General features: G+C 62.9%; 14 protein-coding genes. 3 read left to right on the top strand and 11 right to left on the bottom strand.

Annotated features, from left to right (window positions below; translation table 11 throughout):
* From ACIQ17_RS02055 to ACIQ17_RS02010, 10 genes are all read right to left on the bottom strand, one after another.
* Window positions 1–756 (bottom strand): AMP-binding protein (locus tag ACIQ17_RS02055; RefSeq protein ID WP_398464853.1); only part of this gene is annotated, 756 nt, incomplete at its 3' end.
* Between the two features lie 18 nt (window positions 757–774).
* Window positions 775–1,551: an enoyl-CoA hydratase gene (locus ACIQ17_RS02050; protein ID WP_398464851.1), complete on the bottom strand. Its 777-nt coding sequence runs from the start codon at window positions 1,549–1,551 to the stop codon at window positions 775–777.
* Window positions 1,548–2,021: a MaoC family dehydratase gene (locus ACIQ17_RS02045; RefSeq protein WP_398464849.1), complete on the bottom strand. Its 474-nt coding sequence runs from the start codon at window positions 2,019–2,021 to the stop codon at window positions 1,548–1,550. The genes ACIQ17_RS02050 and ACIQ17_RS02045 overlap by 4 nt, the downstream gene beginning before the upstream one ends.
* A 30-nt stretch (window positions 2,022–2,051) precedes the next feature.
* Entirely contained in the window at window positions 2,052–3,248 is a 1,197-nt protein-coding gene (locus ACIQ17_RS02040) for a CaiB/BaiF CoA transferase family protein (RefSeq protein WP_398464847.1), read from the bottom strand.
* Entirely contained in the window at window positions 3,245–4,408 is a 1,164-nt protein-coding gene (locus ACIQ17_RS02035; RefSeq protein WP_398464845.1) for an ABC transporter substrate-binding protein, read from the bottom strand. The genes ACIQ17_RS02040 and ACIQ17_RS02035 overlap by 4 nt, the downstream gene beginning before the upstream one ends.
* A 15-nt stretch (window positions 4,409–4,423) precedes the next feature.
* Window positions 4,424–5,182, bottom strand: a complete 759-nt coding sequence (locus tag ACIQ17_RS02030; RefSeq protein WP_398464843.1) for an ABC transporter ATP-binding protein — start codon at window positions 5,180–5,182, stop codon at window positions 4,424–4,426.
* The gene (locus ACIQ17_RS02025; RefSeq protein WP_398464841.1) at window positions 5,169–5,936 is read right to left on the bottom strand and encodes an ABC transporter ATP-binding protein; all 768 of its coding nucleotides are present in this window, start codon (window positions 5,934–5,936) and stop codon (window positions 5,169–5,171) included. The genes ACIQ17_RS02030 and ACIQ17_RS02025 overlap by 14 nt, the downstream gene beginning before the upstream one ends.
* Complete coding sequence (locus ACIQ17_RS02020) at window positions 5,933–6,928, bottom strand: branched-chain amino acid ABC transporter permease (RefSeq protein WP_398464839.1); 996 nt, start codon at window positions 6,926–6,928, stop codon at window positions 5,933–5,935. Before ACIQ17_RS02020 ends, ACIQ17_RS02025 begins: the two co-directional genes overlap by 4 nt.
* Entirely contained in the window at window positions 6,925–7,776 is an 852-nt protein-coding gene (locus tag ACIQ17_RS02015; protein ID WP_398464837.1) for a branched-chain amino acid ABC transporter permease, read from the bottom strand. Before ACIQ17_RS02015 ends, ACIQ17_RS02020 begins: the two co-directional genes overlap by 4 nt.
* Window positions 7,777–7,820: 44 nt before the next feature.
* Window positions 7,821–8,852: a glycoside hydrolase family 88 protein gene (locus ACIQ17_RS02010; protein WP_398464835.1), complete on the bottom strand. Its 1,032-nt coding sequence runs from the start codon at window positions 8,850–8,852 to the stop codon at window positions 7,821–7,823.
* Window positions 8,853–9,271: 419 nt separating this feature from the next.
* Here ACIQ17_RS02010 and ACIQ17_RS02005 point away from each other — a divergent pair, with 419 nt between their 5' ends.
* From ACIQ17_RS02005 to ACIQ17_RS01995, 3 genes are read left to right on the top strand one after another with little or no spacing between them, the layout of a single operon-like run.
* Window positions 9,272–10,426 (top strand): CaiB/BaiF CoA transferase family protein, encoded by a 1,155-nt coding sequence (locus ACIQ17_RS02005; protein WP_398464833.1) that lies wholly within the window; start codon window positions 9,272–9,274, stop codon window positions 10,424–10,426.
* A complete protein-coding gene (locus tag ACIQ17_RS02000; protein WP_398464831.1) occupies window positions 10,402–11,580 on the top strand; it encodes an acyl-CoA dehydrogenase family protein in 1,179 nt (392 codons plus the stop codon). The genes ACIQ17_RS02005 and ACIQ17_RS02000 overlap by 25 nt, the downstream gene beginning before the upstream one ends.
* The gene (locus tag ACIQ17_RS01995) at window positions 11,567–12,298 is read left to right on the top strand and encodes a TetR/AcrR family transcriptional regulator (RefSeq protein WP_398464829.1); all 732 of its coding nucleotides are present in this window, start codon (window positions 11,567–11,569) and stop codon (window positions 12,296–12,298) included. The genes ACIQ17_RS02000 and ACIQ17_RS01995 overlap by 14 nt, the downstream gene beginning before the upstream one ends.
* A gap of 23 nt (window positions 12,299–12,321) precedes the next feature.
* Here ACIQ17_RS01995 and ACIQ17_RS01990 read toward each other — a convergent pair whose 3' ends face one another.
* On the bottom strand, window positions 12,322–15,831 hold the full coding sequence (locus ACIQ17_RS01990) for an indolepyruvate ferredoxin oxidoreductase family protein (protein ID WP_398464827.1): 3,510 nt from the start codon (window positions 15,829–15,831) through the stop codon (window positions 12,322–12,324).
* Window positions 15,832–15,855 lie beyond the last annotated feature (24 nt).

Below are 15,855 nucleotides of genomic sequence, written 5' to 3'. Positions count from 1 at the left end.
GGCGCGATCGAGGCAGACCTGTGCGCCGGCGATCAGCGCCGCATACATCCCGACATAGCGCGGCGACATGTGAAATAGCGGGTGGAAAATGTAATAGGTGTCGTTTTCGTTGACCTTCATCTGCTGGGCGGATTCAAGACCCAGGAGATATGTCTGCGCATGCGGCAGCATGACACCCTTGGCCGGTCCGGATGTGCCCGAGGTGAAGATGATCGATGCGAGATCCGACGGTTTGGCGCCGGCCGGGCGCCATCCTTGCGGCACCTGGATATCGCTACGCAGCAGCGCCAGCGACACCCGATTGAATGACGTAGCCGGCGTCGCGCTGCGCGAGCCGTCCGCCGCGTAGAACAGCGCCCGCTGCAGTCCCGGCACGGCGGCTTCGCTTTCGCACAGCACGTCGAGCAGCCGGTCTTCGACGAGGATGAGGCGCGCGTCGGCCGTGTTGATGGCGTGTTCGAGCGTATGTCCGCGATAGGCGGTGTTGATCGTCACGTCCACCGCGCCGAGGATGTTGAGAGCGAACCAGGCATAGAGCGTCCACAGGCAGTTGGCGCCCATGACCACGACCCTGTCGCCGGCCTGAACGCCCTCCTGCTCCAAGGCGTAGGCCAGCGCCAACGCATCTGCACGCACCCGCGCGAATGTCAGCGGCGCGCCGTCAATCATGCGGATGAATGGCGCATCGGCAGACAGCCGCGCCCGCGCCGCAAGCGCCGTGTCCAGACTCCACTTCTCGAAAGGCAGTTGCAACATCGGCGCGTTGGTCCCGTATCAGCGGTGCCGGAACGCAGGCTTGCGCTTCTCGGCGAATGCGGCCGCGCCTTCCTTGTGGTCTTCGAGCGCGAAGGTCGTGTGGGCCAGCCGCCGCTCGAACCGAACGCCCTCTGTGAGCGGAACCTCATACGACCGGTTGAGCGCCTCCTTTGTCATCATGATCATCGGGCGCGACAGTTCCGCGATCTGGGTGGCGACGCGAATGGCCTCCTCGACCAGTTGATCGGCCGGGATAATGCGGCTGACGAGACCGCAGCGTTCCGCCTCGTCCGCAAGCATCATGCGACCCGTGAGGCACATCTCCATCGCCTTCGATTTTCCGATCGAGCGGGACAGCCGCTGGGTGCCGCCGGCGCCAGGCATGACCCCGACTTTGACTTCCGGCTGGCCAAAGCGCGCCGCTTCCGAACACAGGATGAAATCGCACATCATCGCCAGTTCGCACCCACCGCCCAGCGCAAGGCCGTTGACAGCCGCAATCACGGGCTTGCGGCAGCGCGTGGCTTCTTCCCAATTGCGAGTGATGAAATTCTCCGAATAGGCGTCGGCATAGGTCTTGTTCGCCATCTCCTTGATGTCGGCACCGGCAGCAAATGCCCTGCCCTTGCCGGTCAGCACCATCGCGCCGATCTCGGCATTGCTCTCGCACTGCCGCAGCGCGGCGGTCAGCGCGTCCATCAATTCGGTGCTCAGCGCATTCAGGGCGTCGGGACGGTTGAGGGTGATCAGCCCCACCGGCCCGCGCAATTCGAGCAGAACGATCGCGTCCTTCATGCCTGCGTCTCCAACGGTTCTTCGAGGGCCACGAAACGGAGCACATGCTCGCCGACCAGAACCACATCGCCATGCTGATTGGTGACATGCAGGGTTGCATAGGCACGGTCCCGGTCGAGTTCGATCCGCGCAATCGTGTAGCGAATGAGGATGGTATCGCCGAAGAACACAGGCGCGACGAAACGCAGCCGATCATAGCCGGCGGACACGCCGTCCACCCTGTATTTGATGCCGAACATGGCGGCCGCTGCCGACGTGAAGCCGACCACCAGGGCGCCCTGTGCAATGCGGGTCTTGAAGCGCGACTTCTCCATGTAGCGTTCGTTGATGTGGTTCGGCGAGAAGTCGCCGCAAATGCCGGCGAACATGTAAACGTCGGACTCGCTGATCGTCTTTTCGATCGCGATATTGTCGCCGATCTTGAGGTCGTGGATGGTGGAACGCGAGCTGTCGTCAAAGTCTACGATCATGTTAAATCCTTGTAGAAGTGGCAGTGTTCCTCAGGCGATGACGCCTTCGCTGCGCAGGCGCGCGATGTCGGACGGCGCGTAGCCGAGTTCGGCCAGCACCTCCGCATTATGTTGACCGAGGGTGGGCGCGCCGCGGGTTGCCGTTCGCGCGACCGATGACATCTTCAGGGGATTGCCGACCGTCTTTACCCGTCCATGCACGGGGTGGTCGAATTCGACCATCAGTCCGTTGGCGTCCACCTGAGGCTGCGCGAGCGCTTCGCCAAGCGACAGCACCGGAGCGCACAGAACATCCTCGCGATCCAGGCGCTTCAGACACTCGGTTGTGCTGTATTTGGCGAATCCCGGAGCCAGCAGCTTGAAGATATCGGCCCGGTTCGGTCCCCAGGACGCACGGTCGGCATATTGCGGCCAGGCCGAATAGTCCTCCAGTTCGAGCGCCTTGCAGATGTCACCCAGCGGATTGGGCCTAAACACACCGACCAGTGTCACGGCGCCGTCCTTGGTCGGGAAGATACCGATCAGGTTCTGCTGGACCCAGTTGACCTCTTTCTGTCGCAGCAGCCATTGCGTGACCTCCTGCTGCTGCAGTGTGATCAGCACATCGAGCAGACATACATCTATGCGTTGTCCAAGGCCGGTGCGTTCCCGCTGGTAGAGCGCCATCAGAATGCCCTGGGCGAGCACCATGCCCGAGGTGAAGTCGCCAAGCGCCGTGGGAAACAGTTGAGGCATCCCATCGGCGTCGGGATTTCGCGACGCCAGGCCGGACAGCGACTGCGCGAGGAAATCCTGGCCGCCCTTATGCGCCAGCGGCCCGCTGGGTCCGAAGCCCGAGCCGGACGCATAGATCAGGCGCGGATGCGTCTCCTTCAATGTGTCATAGCCAAGCCCCAGACGCTCGGCGACACCCGGGCGGAAATTGTGGACCAGCACATCGGCCTGATCCAGCAGCTCCATGACGATCCTGGCGCCTGCCGGCTTGCTCATATTGAGCGCCATCCCGCGCTTGTTGCGGTTGAGGCCCATGAAATAGGCGCTTTCACCCGCGGGCTCGGTGATGAACGGATCTGTCCCGCGGCAGATGTCGCCATCGCCGGGCCGTTCGATCTTGATGATCTTTGCACCAAAGTCGCCGAGGACCTGCGTTGCACAGGGGCCAAACTGGACCTGGGTGAGGTCCAGAACGCGCACGCCCTCGAGCGGTAGAGAAGTCTGCTGGCTCATTTCGCGTCCAGGTTCTTGAATTTGCCGTTGCGGACGGTGACGTATATGAGCGTGTCCTTGCCCCAACTGTCATGATCCGAGGCCGAGAACTGGATTGGCGCCGCCGCATATCCCTTGATCGGGCCCATCGACTCCACCTTGTCGCGCAGCGACGGGCCGTCTGTCGCGCCGGCCTTCAAGGCCTGGACGACCGTTGCCGCCGCGTTGGCGCCCAGCAAGGCGCCGAAGCCGGCAACGCCGCCCTTGTTCTTCAAGAGGTCGAAGAGATCCGTCAGAGGACCGGCTTCGTCAGGATTGACGAGCGCCGGCGCGATCAAATTCTCGGCGCCCTTGCCGCCGTTCTTGATGATCTGTTTCTGAACGATGCCGGCCATTCCGTAGACGGGCACATTGAGCCCGATCTCCTGCAGCTTGCGCAGGAAGGCGCCGGCCGACCCGGTGCTCGATGTGGCCAGGAACACAGCATCGGGCTTGCCGCTGCGGATCTTGATCGCCTGCGCCGTCAGGTCGGTCGCTGCCTTCGGCGCCGATGCCTGCTCGATGATCTGCAGGTCACCCTTCTCCTTCGCGAGGCTCACAAACAGTTCCGATGCCTGTTGCCCATACGCATCCTCTTCCGAGAACACCGCGACGCGCTTGTGACCATCGGCGATGATGCGATCGCGGCTGGCAGGCAGATCGGTCGAGATCGGCACCGACATGCGGAACATCCATTTGGAGAATGCCTCCTTCGGATCGGTCACCGACTGAGTGCCCACCATCGGAAACACCGGCACCTTCGAGCGCATCGCAAGATCCGCGAAAGCCAGGGTTTCTGAGCCCGTAGTCGCGCCGATGATGGCAATCACCTTGTCATCGAGGATGACCTGGTTGGCGAGACGTGCCGCTTCCGTCGGGTTTGTCTTGGTATCGCGTACGATCAGTTCGATCGGCCGGCCGTTGATGCCGCCCTGCGCATTGGTCCGTTCGATCACGGATTCAACGGCCGCGCGTTCGTCTGCGCCATAGGCTGCGGCGGGACCCGACAGGGCGATCAGTACGGCGATCCGAAGCGGCTCGCCCTTAGTCTGCGCCGCGAGCGGCCCGGTCTGGATGGCCACACTGCCGGCGAGGGCCAACGCCAGGGCGGCCCGCCGCGTCAACGGATGTTTCGTCATCATGCGTTTCTTCCCCGATTAATGAACGGATGCAGCCGAACGCTGCAGGTAGAGCTTCACGATACGATCGCGATCGGCCAGCTCGGCATTGTTGCCCTCAAGCACGACCTTTCCGCCCACCAGCACGATGAAGCGATCCGCGACCGCCTCGACCAGATGATGGTTCTGTTCGACCAGCAGGATTGGCAGCCCGCTCGCGCGCAGCTTGCGCAGAACCTCGGCAAGTTCATCGACGATGATCGGCGCAAGACCCTGGGTCGGCTCGTCGAGCAGCAGCAGACGCGGACTGCAGGCGAGGCATTTTGCGATCGCCAGCATCTGTTGCTGACCGCCGCTCAAGGCGCCTGCGGCGTCGTTCCAACGCGATTTCAGGAAGGGAAACAGCTCAAGCGCGCGTTCCAACGCGCCGCTGCGCCTGTCCTTCTCGGTCAGAAGCGCGCCGAGACGTAGATTGTCGGCCACGGTGAGTGATGGAAACAACCCGCGTCCATCCGGCACCGTCGTCAGCCCGGTGCCGACACGACGCCAGGCGGACAGCACATCGAGCCTGCGGTCGTCGAGCGTCACCCGTCCTGTCGCATTCACTGTTCCATTCAGTGCTCCGACGAGGCTAGTCTTGCCGGCGCCATTAGGGCCGATCAATGCCAGCAGTTCGCCGGGCCCGACCGAGAAGCTGACATTGCTGCACACGGTCAGACTGCCGTAGCGCGCGCTGATCTCGGCGCACTCCAGCCCCCGGCGCGAAGCGCCATTCATTGCAGGTTCAAGCTGCGACACGATGACCTCCGAGATAAGCCGTGACCACCTCTTCGTCCTGCACGACATCCTGCGGATCGCCCTCGGCCACGATCTGGCCGCGCACCAGCGCCACCATGTGATGGCTGAGCTCGGCGACGAATCCGACATTGTGTTCGACAAGCAGGACGCCGATCTGATCCGAAGCGGCGTGGCGGATGGCGCGCGCCAGCAGCGCACGGTCATGTTCGTCGATTCCGGCAGCCGGCTCGTCGAGAAGCAGATATCTGGGGCTGCTTGCCAGAGCCCGGGCCACCTCCAGCAGACGCAAACGACCGAGCGAAAGCGCTCCCGAACGCTGATGCGGATCCGTCGTCAGCTCGAACTGCGCAATTAATCGTTCCGCCTGCGCCCGCAACTCCCTGTCACGCTTCTGCCGCGCCGGCATCGAGACAAAGCTGCTGAGCAGCAACGGCTTGTTGCGGCTGTAGAAGCCCATCATCACGGCATCCAGCACACTGGCATCAAGGTCGAGCCGCGGCGTCTGGAAGCTGCGGGAGACACCGAGCTGGATGCGCTGATGCAGTGGGAAGCTTGAAATGTCCGCGCCGTCGATCTGCACCGTCCCCTCCTGCGGCCGGGCGACCCCGGTGAGGCAGTTGAACAGCGTGGTCTTGCCGGCGCCGTTGGGTCCGACAAGCCCGGTGATGACGCCAGGACGAACCGACACACTCACGTCTTTCAGGACCTTAAGTCCTCCGAAGGCGATACTGATGTTCTGTGCATCGAAGCTCATCGCACCGCTCCCGTCGTCTGCACGGCCGGACGCACCTCCGGCGATACCGATGCCGGGACTCTCGGGCGTCGCTGCCACCGGCGCGGCACCAGCGTCATCAATCCATCAGGAGAGAACAGCAGCACCAGTATGAGAATGCCGCCAAAGAAGATGCCCTGGCTCTCGGTCCCCGGCAGGAAATCGCTCGCCAGCGTGAAGATCGCCGCGCCGATGATCGGCCCCAGAACCGACTTGCGCCCGCCAAGCACCACCATGAACAACACATTGGCGGACACGGCGATCGACAGCGAGTCGGGTGCGACGTAACCGAGTGTATGGGCGTAGAACCAGCCGCCCAGCCCGGCCACACCGGCCGTGATCGCAAACAGCAGCGACAGATCGAGCGCAACATTGACACCCATGGCTTCGGCCAGCAGATGGTCGGTGCGCACCGCATTCAATGCGCGTCCCCGCAGGCTCGACATGAAATTCACATAGGCGATGACCAGCAGCAGCACCACCGTCCAGATCACGAAATGCGCGCGGATGCGTGACGTGCCGACGAATGGCAAAGTCGGAATGCCATTGATGCCGTTGAAGCTACCGGTGAAGTCGCCGCCTCGCTGCAGCGCCACTTCGACCACCGTGCCGATCGACAGGGTCACGAGAGCGAGGGACAGTTCGGGCAGGCGCAGGATCGGCTTGGCGATGATGAACGCGACCAGCGCCGGGAGGACGACGGCAGGCAGCAGCGACATCATGGGTGACAGGCTGTACCGCGTGGTGATGATCGCAGTCGTATAGGCGCCGATGGCGGCAAAGGCGCCTTGCGCCAGCGACACCGTTCCACCCTGGCCATAGAGCAGTCCGAGCGGGAGAGCCAGCAGCGCAAAAATACCGACCGTAGTGGAGGTGGAATAGATCGAACTACGGAACTCAGCGAGCAGCGACACGCCGGCAATAGCCAATATCAGGACGCCGACGCTGCCAAACCATTTGAAGCTGTCGTTCATGGGCGAGCTCCCGAGAATGCGGCCGATGGCAGACGACCGGATGCCAGGATGATGATGATCAGCGCCGCAGGAACGGCATGGGCCCAGCCATTGGGAAGAAAGGTCTGACTGAACGACTCGGCGAGCCCGATCAGCAGCCCGCCCAAAAATGCCGGCAGCGGACCGCGCTGTCCGAGGACTACGGCACTGCTGAATGCGATCGTGGTGAACGTGAATGCGCTCGCATAGGTCATGCCGATCGACATGGACGCCAGAACGCCGCCGATCCCGGCAATGGCCGCGCAGAGCAGGAAGGTCAGAAACTGGGTGCGCTTGACGGCGATGCCGGCCAGGGCGGCATTCTTGGCGGAAATCGCGCAGGCCTTCATGCGCAGCCCGGCCGGTGACCACTTCAAAGCCGCGGTCAAAGCCAGCATCAGCACGACACTGAGCGCGAGATTGAACAGGCCCTGATACCCGATTACGGAATCTCCGAGCAGAACGATCCCGGGAATGCGGTCGACAAACTGGTTGTCGGTACCGACAACCACCAGCACTGCGGATTCGACCAGGAGCATGAAGGCAAAGGTCGCCAGCACGATCGGCATGGCATCTTTCATGGCGCGCAAGGCGTGAAAGCCGAGAAAGATCGTCCCGGTGACCACGCCGAGCGCGACCGCCGCGGCGACGCCGAGCACGCCGCCATACGGCAAGCCAAATGCTGCCGCCACGACGCCGGCAACGACGGCGTATGCGCCCACCGAGACGTCGATGACGTCGGTTGTCACCCAGATGACGCTCATCGGCACCGCAAACAGTGCGTAGATGGCGCCCAAAAAGAGACCGTTGGCGAAGATTTCAAGATACACGTCGTTGCCCGTCCGTTGTGTTGTTGCAGGACCAGTCGCGTCGCTCAGTTCAGGCGATGTTTGAGTTCGGCCGCCGCCTGCAGGAAGAAGCCCTGCCCATACAATGCGGCGGCGAAAGGCACGCCGGGTCCTCCCGGTGGCACCTGAACGCCTGGCACGGCGCCGTCCGGCTCGACGGAGCCGGCCACGATGCGGAAAGCGCGCTCCGCCTTGTCCAGATATTCAGCGTCGAGCCAGCCCATATTCACCGCGCGCGCCGCGCTGTAGGCGAACATCAGCGTCCCCGATGCTTCAAACTTGGAATGCCGGTCATCGAGAATGTTGCGGAAGAAGCCGCTGCGGTCTTGATGCGCGGCAATGGCAGCGAACACCTTTCGTCCAAGCTCACGCAACGGCTCCGCGCGCGGATGGTCGCCGATCTCGGCAAGCAGATCGACCAGGCAGCACGTCAGCCAGCCATTGCCGCGGCACCAGAATGTCGATTGAAGAAAATGATTGGGGCTTTCGCTCCAAGCATGACGAGCCAGATGCTCATCCTTGTCGACGAGATGGTGAACATAGACATCGACCTGGTCGAGGGCCTCGTCGATCAACTTGCTGTCGCCGGTGAGACGGCCGAGGCGGGCCAGAAACGGGCACATCAGATAGATGAAGTCGATCCACAGTTCCGGACCTTCATCGCGCACCCAGAAGCCGCCGCGACGCGTGCGCGGCGCGGCCAGCAGCGCCTTCGCCTGCAAGTGCGCGGCCTCGAGCAGACGCGCTTCCTTGTTGCGCTCGTGATAAGCGAGCACGCAGTACCCCAAAGCGGATGACAGTGCAGCGGTTGGCGAGAACACGCCGACATGCCCCTTGGCGAGCTCAATCTGCTCGTCATAGCTCAGGAAGCCACGCGTCGACTGCACGTCGACAGCGCGATCGACCCAGGCCTTGGCGCCGTCGATCGCCTTGCTGTCTTCCCAGCGCAAGATGCCGGTGATCGCCGGCGCCTTCTCCCAGACATCACGTTCATAAGGATGCGCAAGGATATAGCTCGTGACCTGCTTGACCAGGGCATCGAGATCGAGACGGCTCATGGACTTCTCCTGACAATCAAACGAACAAGCAGTGACGGCGTCCATCTCCAGACGAACGCTCAGGTGAGGGAAATCGGTCAGCGCGGCTTGCGCTGTTGACGACGATCCAGTGCATCAGCGTCTTGCGACATGCAGGATGCGGACGCTTCACGCGCGCAATGGATGTGAGATGGTTGGATCGGGCGCCGCAGCGCGCCCCTCATGCAATCAGCAAAGCGGCAAAACATTTGCTGCCGTCCTCCCTTGCGTTTGTCCCTGGGTCCGACCAATACTATCCAGCCGGTATTTTTTATTTGATCGGATCGTACATAGCGGATTTCGAGGACGCAAGAGGTCTTCTAAATCTCGATGCAACAAATTGAAGCGATCGATTTGCGCATGCAGTGCGCGTTCGCATCGCAACAGTCAGGATCAAGATGATGCGTTCATCAGCCCAGCGCCCTCTCTCGGGAATTCGCGTGGTGGATCTCACACGGCTTGCACCAGGGCCTTACGGCACGATGCTGCTGTGCGATCTCGGCGCGGAAGTTATCGTTGCCGGCGGCGGCCGTGCCGGCCCGCCTGTCTCGACCTTCGCGCGCGGCAAGACGTTCATCACGCTGGACCTCAAGTCGTCGGAGGGGCGGGATGCGCTGCAGCGGCTCGTCAGCACAGCCGACGTTCTGATCGAGGGATTCCGACCCGGCGTTGCCGATCGGCTGGGGGCTGATTATGCGGCCATGTCCGCGATCAATCCCCGGCTGATCTACTGCTCCCTGACAGGCTATGGACAGAGCGGCCCGCGTGCACAGGACGCCGGGCACGACATCAACTACCTTGCCTATACCGGTGTGCTTGGTTCCATGGGCCCGACCGACGGGCCACCTGCACTTCCGCTCAATGTCATCGCCGACATGGCCGGCGGCGGCATGGTCGCCGCTATTGGAATTCTTGCTGCGCTGCACGAGCGATCACGCACCGGACTGGGGCAGCACATCGATGCTGCGATGGTCGACGGCTGTCTGTCGCTGATCGCGATGCATTTTGCCGTATGGGGAACCGAGGCGATGCCGGGACGCGGCGACGGCCTGATCGCCGGCAATGCCCCCTTCTATCGTTGCTACACCTGCGCCGACGGCGGGCATGTCGCGGTCGGCTCGCTCGAACCGCAATTCTTTCAGGCACTGTGGACCACGCTCGAACTCGGCGACCTGCCCGACCATATGGACCGGCGCACCTGGCCGGACATCGAGGCACGTCTCGACGCTGCATTCCGGTCGCAGACACGCGAGCACTGGACTGCGGTGTTCGAGGGCAAGCAGGCCTGCGTCACCCCCGTGCTGACGCCGCATGAAGTCTGGCAGGAACCGCAGATCCAGACGCGCATCGATCCGGCCAGCGGCGAGTTTTCGGTGCCGGCAATTCCCCGCTTCAGCCGCACACCTGTGGCTGCCGGCCCTACGGATATGCGCGACCAGAGCGTCGAGGTGCTGTCCTCGCTCGGGCTCGACGACGACCTGATCGCCAAGGCAAGCCCCGCCCACGAACGCGGGCAGACCATCGGTCTCGGATGGCCGCCGGTGTTCAACGGCTGAATCAACAAAGGAAAGGGAGAGCGATGCGTATTGCAGAGGAAGACAAGTATCAGACATTCCGTAACAATCTGAGGCGGTTCGTCGCGCGTAGCGTCGCGCCGCATGCGGCGGCCGTCGATCGCGAGGGTCGCCCGCCGCTCGAAGCGATCGATGCCGCGCGCGCGCTCGGCCTTCCCGGCCTCGCCTTTCCGGAACGCCTCGGCGGATCCGATGGCGACCTGTTCGCGCAGGTCATCACCACCGAGGAACTGGCCCGCGCCTGCGCGGCGACATCACTGACCGTGACCAGCGGCTGGGTTCTTGAAGGCGTCGTTCTCTACGGCTCAGAAGCGCTGCAGCAGCAAGTGATCCCGCCGATCTGCAACGGCGAGATGCGGGGCGCATGGGGCCTGACCGAGCCGCAAGGCGGGTCCAACCTGATGGGTGCCCGCACGACCGCAAAGCGCGATGGCGACGGATGGGTGCTCGATGGCACCAAGCGATTCATCACCAATGCCGGCTGGGCCGACTGGTATCTCATCTTCGCGCGCACCGGCGACAACACGTTCGGCATCTTCATGGTCCATCGCGACGATCCCGGCATCCGCTTCGGCAAGGCCGAGGACAAGATGGGCATGCGCGGCAGCCCGACCGCCGATGTCATTCTGGAACAGTGCCGCATTCCGGACGGCCGACAGGTTGGCGACCCGCACAAGGGCGGCAGCTACATCACAGAGATGCTGCACAATTCACGTCTGACCATCGCCGCCCATGCGCTCGGCATCGCCCAGGGCGCGCTGGACGAAGCGCTCAAATACACCGAGGACCGCAAGCAGTTCGACCAGACAATTTCGCGATTCCAGGCCGTCCGGGTGATGATCGCCGACATGGCGTTGAAACTGGAGGCGGCGCGGTCGGTCCTGTATCAGGCCGTCGACTATCGGCTCCGCAACCATCCCGATTCGCGCCGCTATGCCTCACTAGCCAAGACGCTGTGCAGCGATGCAGCCATGGCTGTTTCGACAGATTCTGTACAACTACACGGCGGCTACGGGTACCTTAAGGACTACCCGATCGAGCGCATGATGCGAGACGCCAAGGTCACGCAGATCTGGGAAGGCACGAATCAGATCCAACGTCTTCTGATTGCAAAGGAAACCTATGCCTACCGCTAAACCCTCCAGGGCGACTCCCGCCAGCGCACGATCGCCTCGCGATTCGGCAAAGCCGCGGGGCGGACGCCCCGCCCGCGAGCCTGCCAAGGCAAAGCCCGAGCAACCGGCGGAAAAAAAGGCTTCAAAACGCGATCAGAGTCTGGCGCGGATCATCGATGCCGCTGTCCGCCTTTTCGCAACGCAAGGCTACTGGAACAGCACGCTCGAGGAGGTGGCCTCTGCCGCCGGCTTCACCAAGGGCGCGGTCTATTACCATTTCAGGAGCAAGGAACACCTGCTCCTGAAAGTGCTGGAAACCATCGAGTCCCGCTCCATCGACGCCACCATCGAAGGCGTCAGGCAGCGGGGCGGGTCACCCAGCGAGCAACTCGCGTCGCTGGTGAAATACCAGACCCAGTGGGCTGCGCGGCATCCCGAGGACCTCGCCGTCATGATCCTGATGTCCGTCGAGGTCTCCCGCGCCAAAGGCAAGATCCGCACGCAGATGTTTCGCATCTACCGCAAGCTCTCTAAGCTGCTCGAAACCATCATCGACGCGGGAAAATCGACCGGCGAGTTCAGCACGAACCAGATCACCAAGGACATCGTCCTGTATCTGGAGGCCGTGCATGACGGAAACATGCTGCTGTGGTATCGCAGCGGCAACGATCCGGAAATCGGGCGCAAGCTAACGCGAGCAACGCTCAGCGGCTTCGCTCATGCCGTGCAGGGCACATGAGAGATCCTGCCTGATAGCACCCGTCACCTTGACGCGACCACCTTGAGCATGGCTCCGCCAGCAGTACACGCTGCCTCGTGCTCGAATGTCTGCATCAACTCTGTCCTGCGCTGGCCTGCCGCAGCCACGTTCTGCTCCTTCACATGGCCAAACCCCTTGATCATGTCCGGCAGGCCAGCCAGTTCGACTGCGGTGGGATAGTTGCCGGGCGTGAGACGAGACAGGAGCCTATCGACATCGGCGATGTAGCTGTCGATCAGTTGCCGCTCCATCCGGCGTTCCGCCGTATAGCCGAACACGTCGAATGGCGTCCCGCGCAGACGCTTGAAGCGAGCCATGATCCGGAACGCGGTGAGGACCCAGGGGCCGAAAGCGCGTTTCTTGAGATGCCCGGTGACCGGATCCCTGCGCGCCAGCAAGGGCGGCGCGAGATGGATCTTCAGCCGGTAGTCGCCCTCGAACTGCCGCTCCAGTTTCTCGCGGAACGCTCCGTCGGTATAAAGCCGGGCCACCTCATATTCGTCTTTGTAGGCCATCAGCTTGAACAGGTTGCGCGAGACCGCCGCCGTCAAAGCGAAATTCGGATCGAAGCGATCGGCCTGTTCGACCCGGGCCACGACATCATGATAACGTCGCGCATAGGCATCGTCCTGGTATCTGGCGAGAAACTCCGCATGGATCGTGCGCTGCTCCTGCCATGAACGCGGCTTCTCGCCTGGTGCGGATGCAGGACGAGCCTCGGCCTCGACGGCTTCCGGATCATGCGCGGCCAGCCGTCCCCATGCGAAGGTCCGCTTGTTGGTCTCGACCCCGCCGCCGTTCAAGGTGATCGCCTGATCGAGGGCCTCGTAGCTGACCGGCAGCAGGCCCTTCTGGAATGCGTAGCCCAGCAGGAGCAGGTTAGTGGCGATGGAATCTCCCATCAGCGCCGTCGCGATGCGCGATCCCTCGATGAAATCGATCCCGTGATCGCCGACCGCCTTGCGCAACACGCGATGCATCACATTGGCTTCGAAGTCGATATTGCCGTCGGTGACAAAGGCCGCCGTCGGCGTCAGCGAGGTGTTGACGATGGCGCGGGACACACCGTTTTCGAGGCGTGACAGCGCGACCGGTGACGCCGCGACCACCATGTCGCAGCCGAGCAGCAGGTCGCAAGCGCCGGCGGCAATGCGGACGGCCGCAATGTCGTCCGGCTTCGGAGCAATGCGCACATGGCTCATGACGCCGCCGTTCTTCTGTGCAAGCCCGGTGAAATCCAGTACCGAACAGCCCTTGCCCTCGATATGCGCGGCCATGCCAAGCAACGCACCGATGGTGACGACACCGGTGCCGCCGATGCCGGTCATCAGGATATCATAGGGCTGCAGCAGCGCCCGCGGCTCCGGCATCGGCAAGGACGCGAAGGCGTCAGACGATGCAGACTGGGCCTTTGGCTTGGCTGGTCTGCGCAGACCGCCGCCATGGACAGTCACGAAGCTCGGACAGAAGCCCTCGACGCAGGAAAAATCCTTGTTGCAGCTTGATTGATCGATGGTGCGCTTGCGACCGAGCACTGTTTCCAGCGGCTTGACCGATACGCAATTCGATTTCACCGAGCAGTCGCCGCACCCTTCGCAGACAGAGTCATTGATGAACGCGCGCTTCGGCGGATCCGGATAGAGGCCGCGCTTGCGGCGCCGGCGCTTTTCCGCGGCGCAGGTCTGGTCATAGATTAGGACCGTGAGACCGGGGGTCTCGCGCAGCTCGCGCTGGACTGCGTCGAGTTCGTCACGGCCATGGAAGGTCACCCCGCGCGGAAACTGACCGGGATCCGTGTATTTGCTGGGCTCGTCGGACACCATCACGATGCGCTTGGCGCCTTCGGCGGCGACCTGCGCTGCAATCTGCTGCACGGTGAAGCCGCCTTCGGCCGACTGGCCGCCGGTCATCGCCACCGCATCATTATAGAGGATCTTGTAGGTGATGTTGATCCGTGCCGCAGCCGCGGCGCGGATCGCCAGCAGGCCGCTATGGGTGTAGGTGCCATCACCGAGATTCTGAAAGACGTGCTTTTCCGTGGTGAATGATGCCTGGCCGATCCAGTTGGCGCCCTCGGCGCCCATATGGGTAATGGTGTCGGTGTTCCGGTTCGGCATCCACATTGCCATGCCGTGGCAGCCGATGCCGGCCATGGCGCGGCTGCCTTCCGGCAATTGCGTGGAGGTGTTGTGCGGGCAGCCCGAACAGAAGAACGGCGCCCGCTGCGATTTGATCTGCGGCGTGCGAGCGATGGCTTCGAAGGACTCCAGACGCGCGATCCGCTGCGCGAGATTGGCGTTGCCTTTGCCCTGGCGCTCGAGACGCGACAGGATGGCGCGCGCCACCAGCGTCGGCGACAATTCACTCTCGCTGCGCAGGAGGACATAACCATCTTCATCGCGCTTGCCGACCAGCGATGGGCGCTCTGCCGGGTCCATATTGAAGATCGCGTGGGCGAACTGGGTTTCGATAAAGCCCTGCTTCTCCTCGACGACAAGAACGTCCTTCAGGCCCCTGGCAAACCGGCGCGCGCCCTCGACCTCCAGCGGCCAGGTCAGCCCGACCTTGTAGACCCGCAGCCCAAGATCGCTGCAGGCCTGATCCGACAGGCCGAGGTCGGACAGCGCCTGACGGACGTCGAGATAGGCTTTGCCGGTGGTCAGAATGCCGAACGTTGCCGCCGGAGAATCAATGGTTGTCCTGTCGATGGAATTGGCGCGGGCAAAAGCGGCCACCGCCCGCATCTTGGCGCCATGCAGGCGCGCTTCCGCTTCCAGCGGCGGATCAGGCCAGCGAATATGCAGTCCGCCCGCGGGCGGCTCGAAATCCGTTGGCGTGATGAACTGCATGCGATTCGGGTCAGCCTCGATCGATGCCGAGCTTTCTGCTGTTTCCGAAATCGCCTTGAACCCCACCCAGCAGCCGGAGAACCGCGACAGCGCGATGCCATAGATGCCGAAGTCGAGATACTCCTGCACCGTCGCCGGATTGAGGATCGGCATCATCGCCGCCTGGAACACCTGCTCGCTCTGATGCGCGAGGGTCGAGGATTGGCAGCCATGATCGTCGCCCGCCAAAGCGAGGACGCCGCCGAAGCGCGAGGTGCCGGCGACGTTGGCATGCTTCAGGGCATCGACCGACCTGTCGACACCCGGACCCTTGCCGTACCAGATGCCGAACACGCCCTGCACGGTCGCGCCCGGAAACATGCCGACCTGCTGGCTGCCCCACACCGATGTGGCTGCCAGATCTTCGTTCAACCCCGGCTGGAACTGGATATTTTCAGCGGCGAGATGCTTCTTTGCCGACCACAGCGCATTGTCATAGGTGCCGAGGGGCGAACCGCGATAGCCGGAGATGAAGCCGCCGGTGTTCAATCCAGCCTTGGCATCGCGGGCGCGCTGCATCAAAGGCAAGCGCACCAGCGCCTGAATCCCCGACAAATAAATACGTCCGGACGGCAGCGTATATTTGTCGTCCAGCGTGACCTTGTGGAGTTCTGCGGTCGTCATCTCAATCACCAGTTTTGAAGTGCG

Origin of the sequence: Tardiphaga sp., from assembly GCF_044340795.1 — a bacterium.
GTDB lineage: Bacteria > Pseudomonadota > Alphaproteobacteria > Rhizobiales > Xanthobacteraceae > Tardiphaga.
This window is presented reverse-complemented; position numbering and strand designations above follow the sequence as displayed.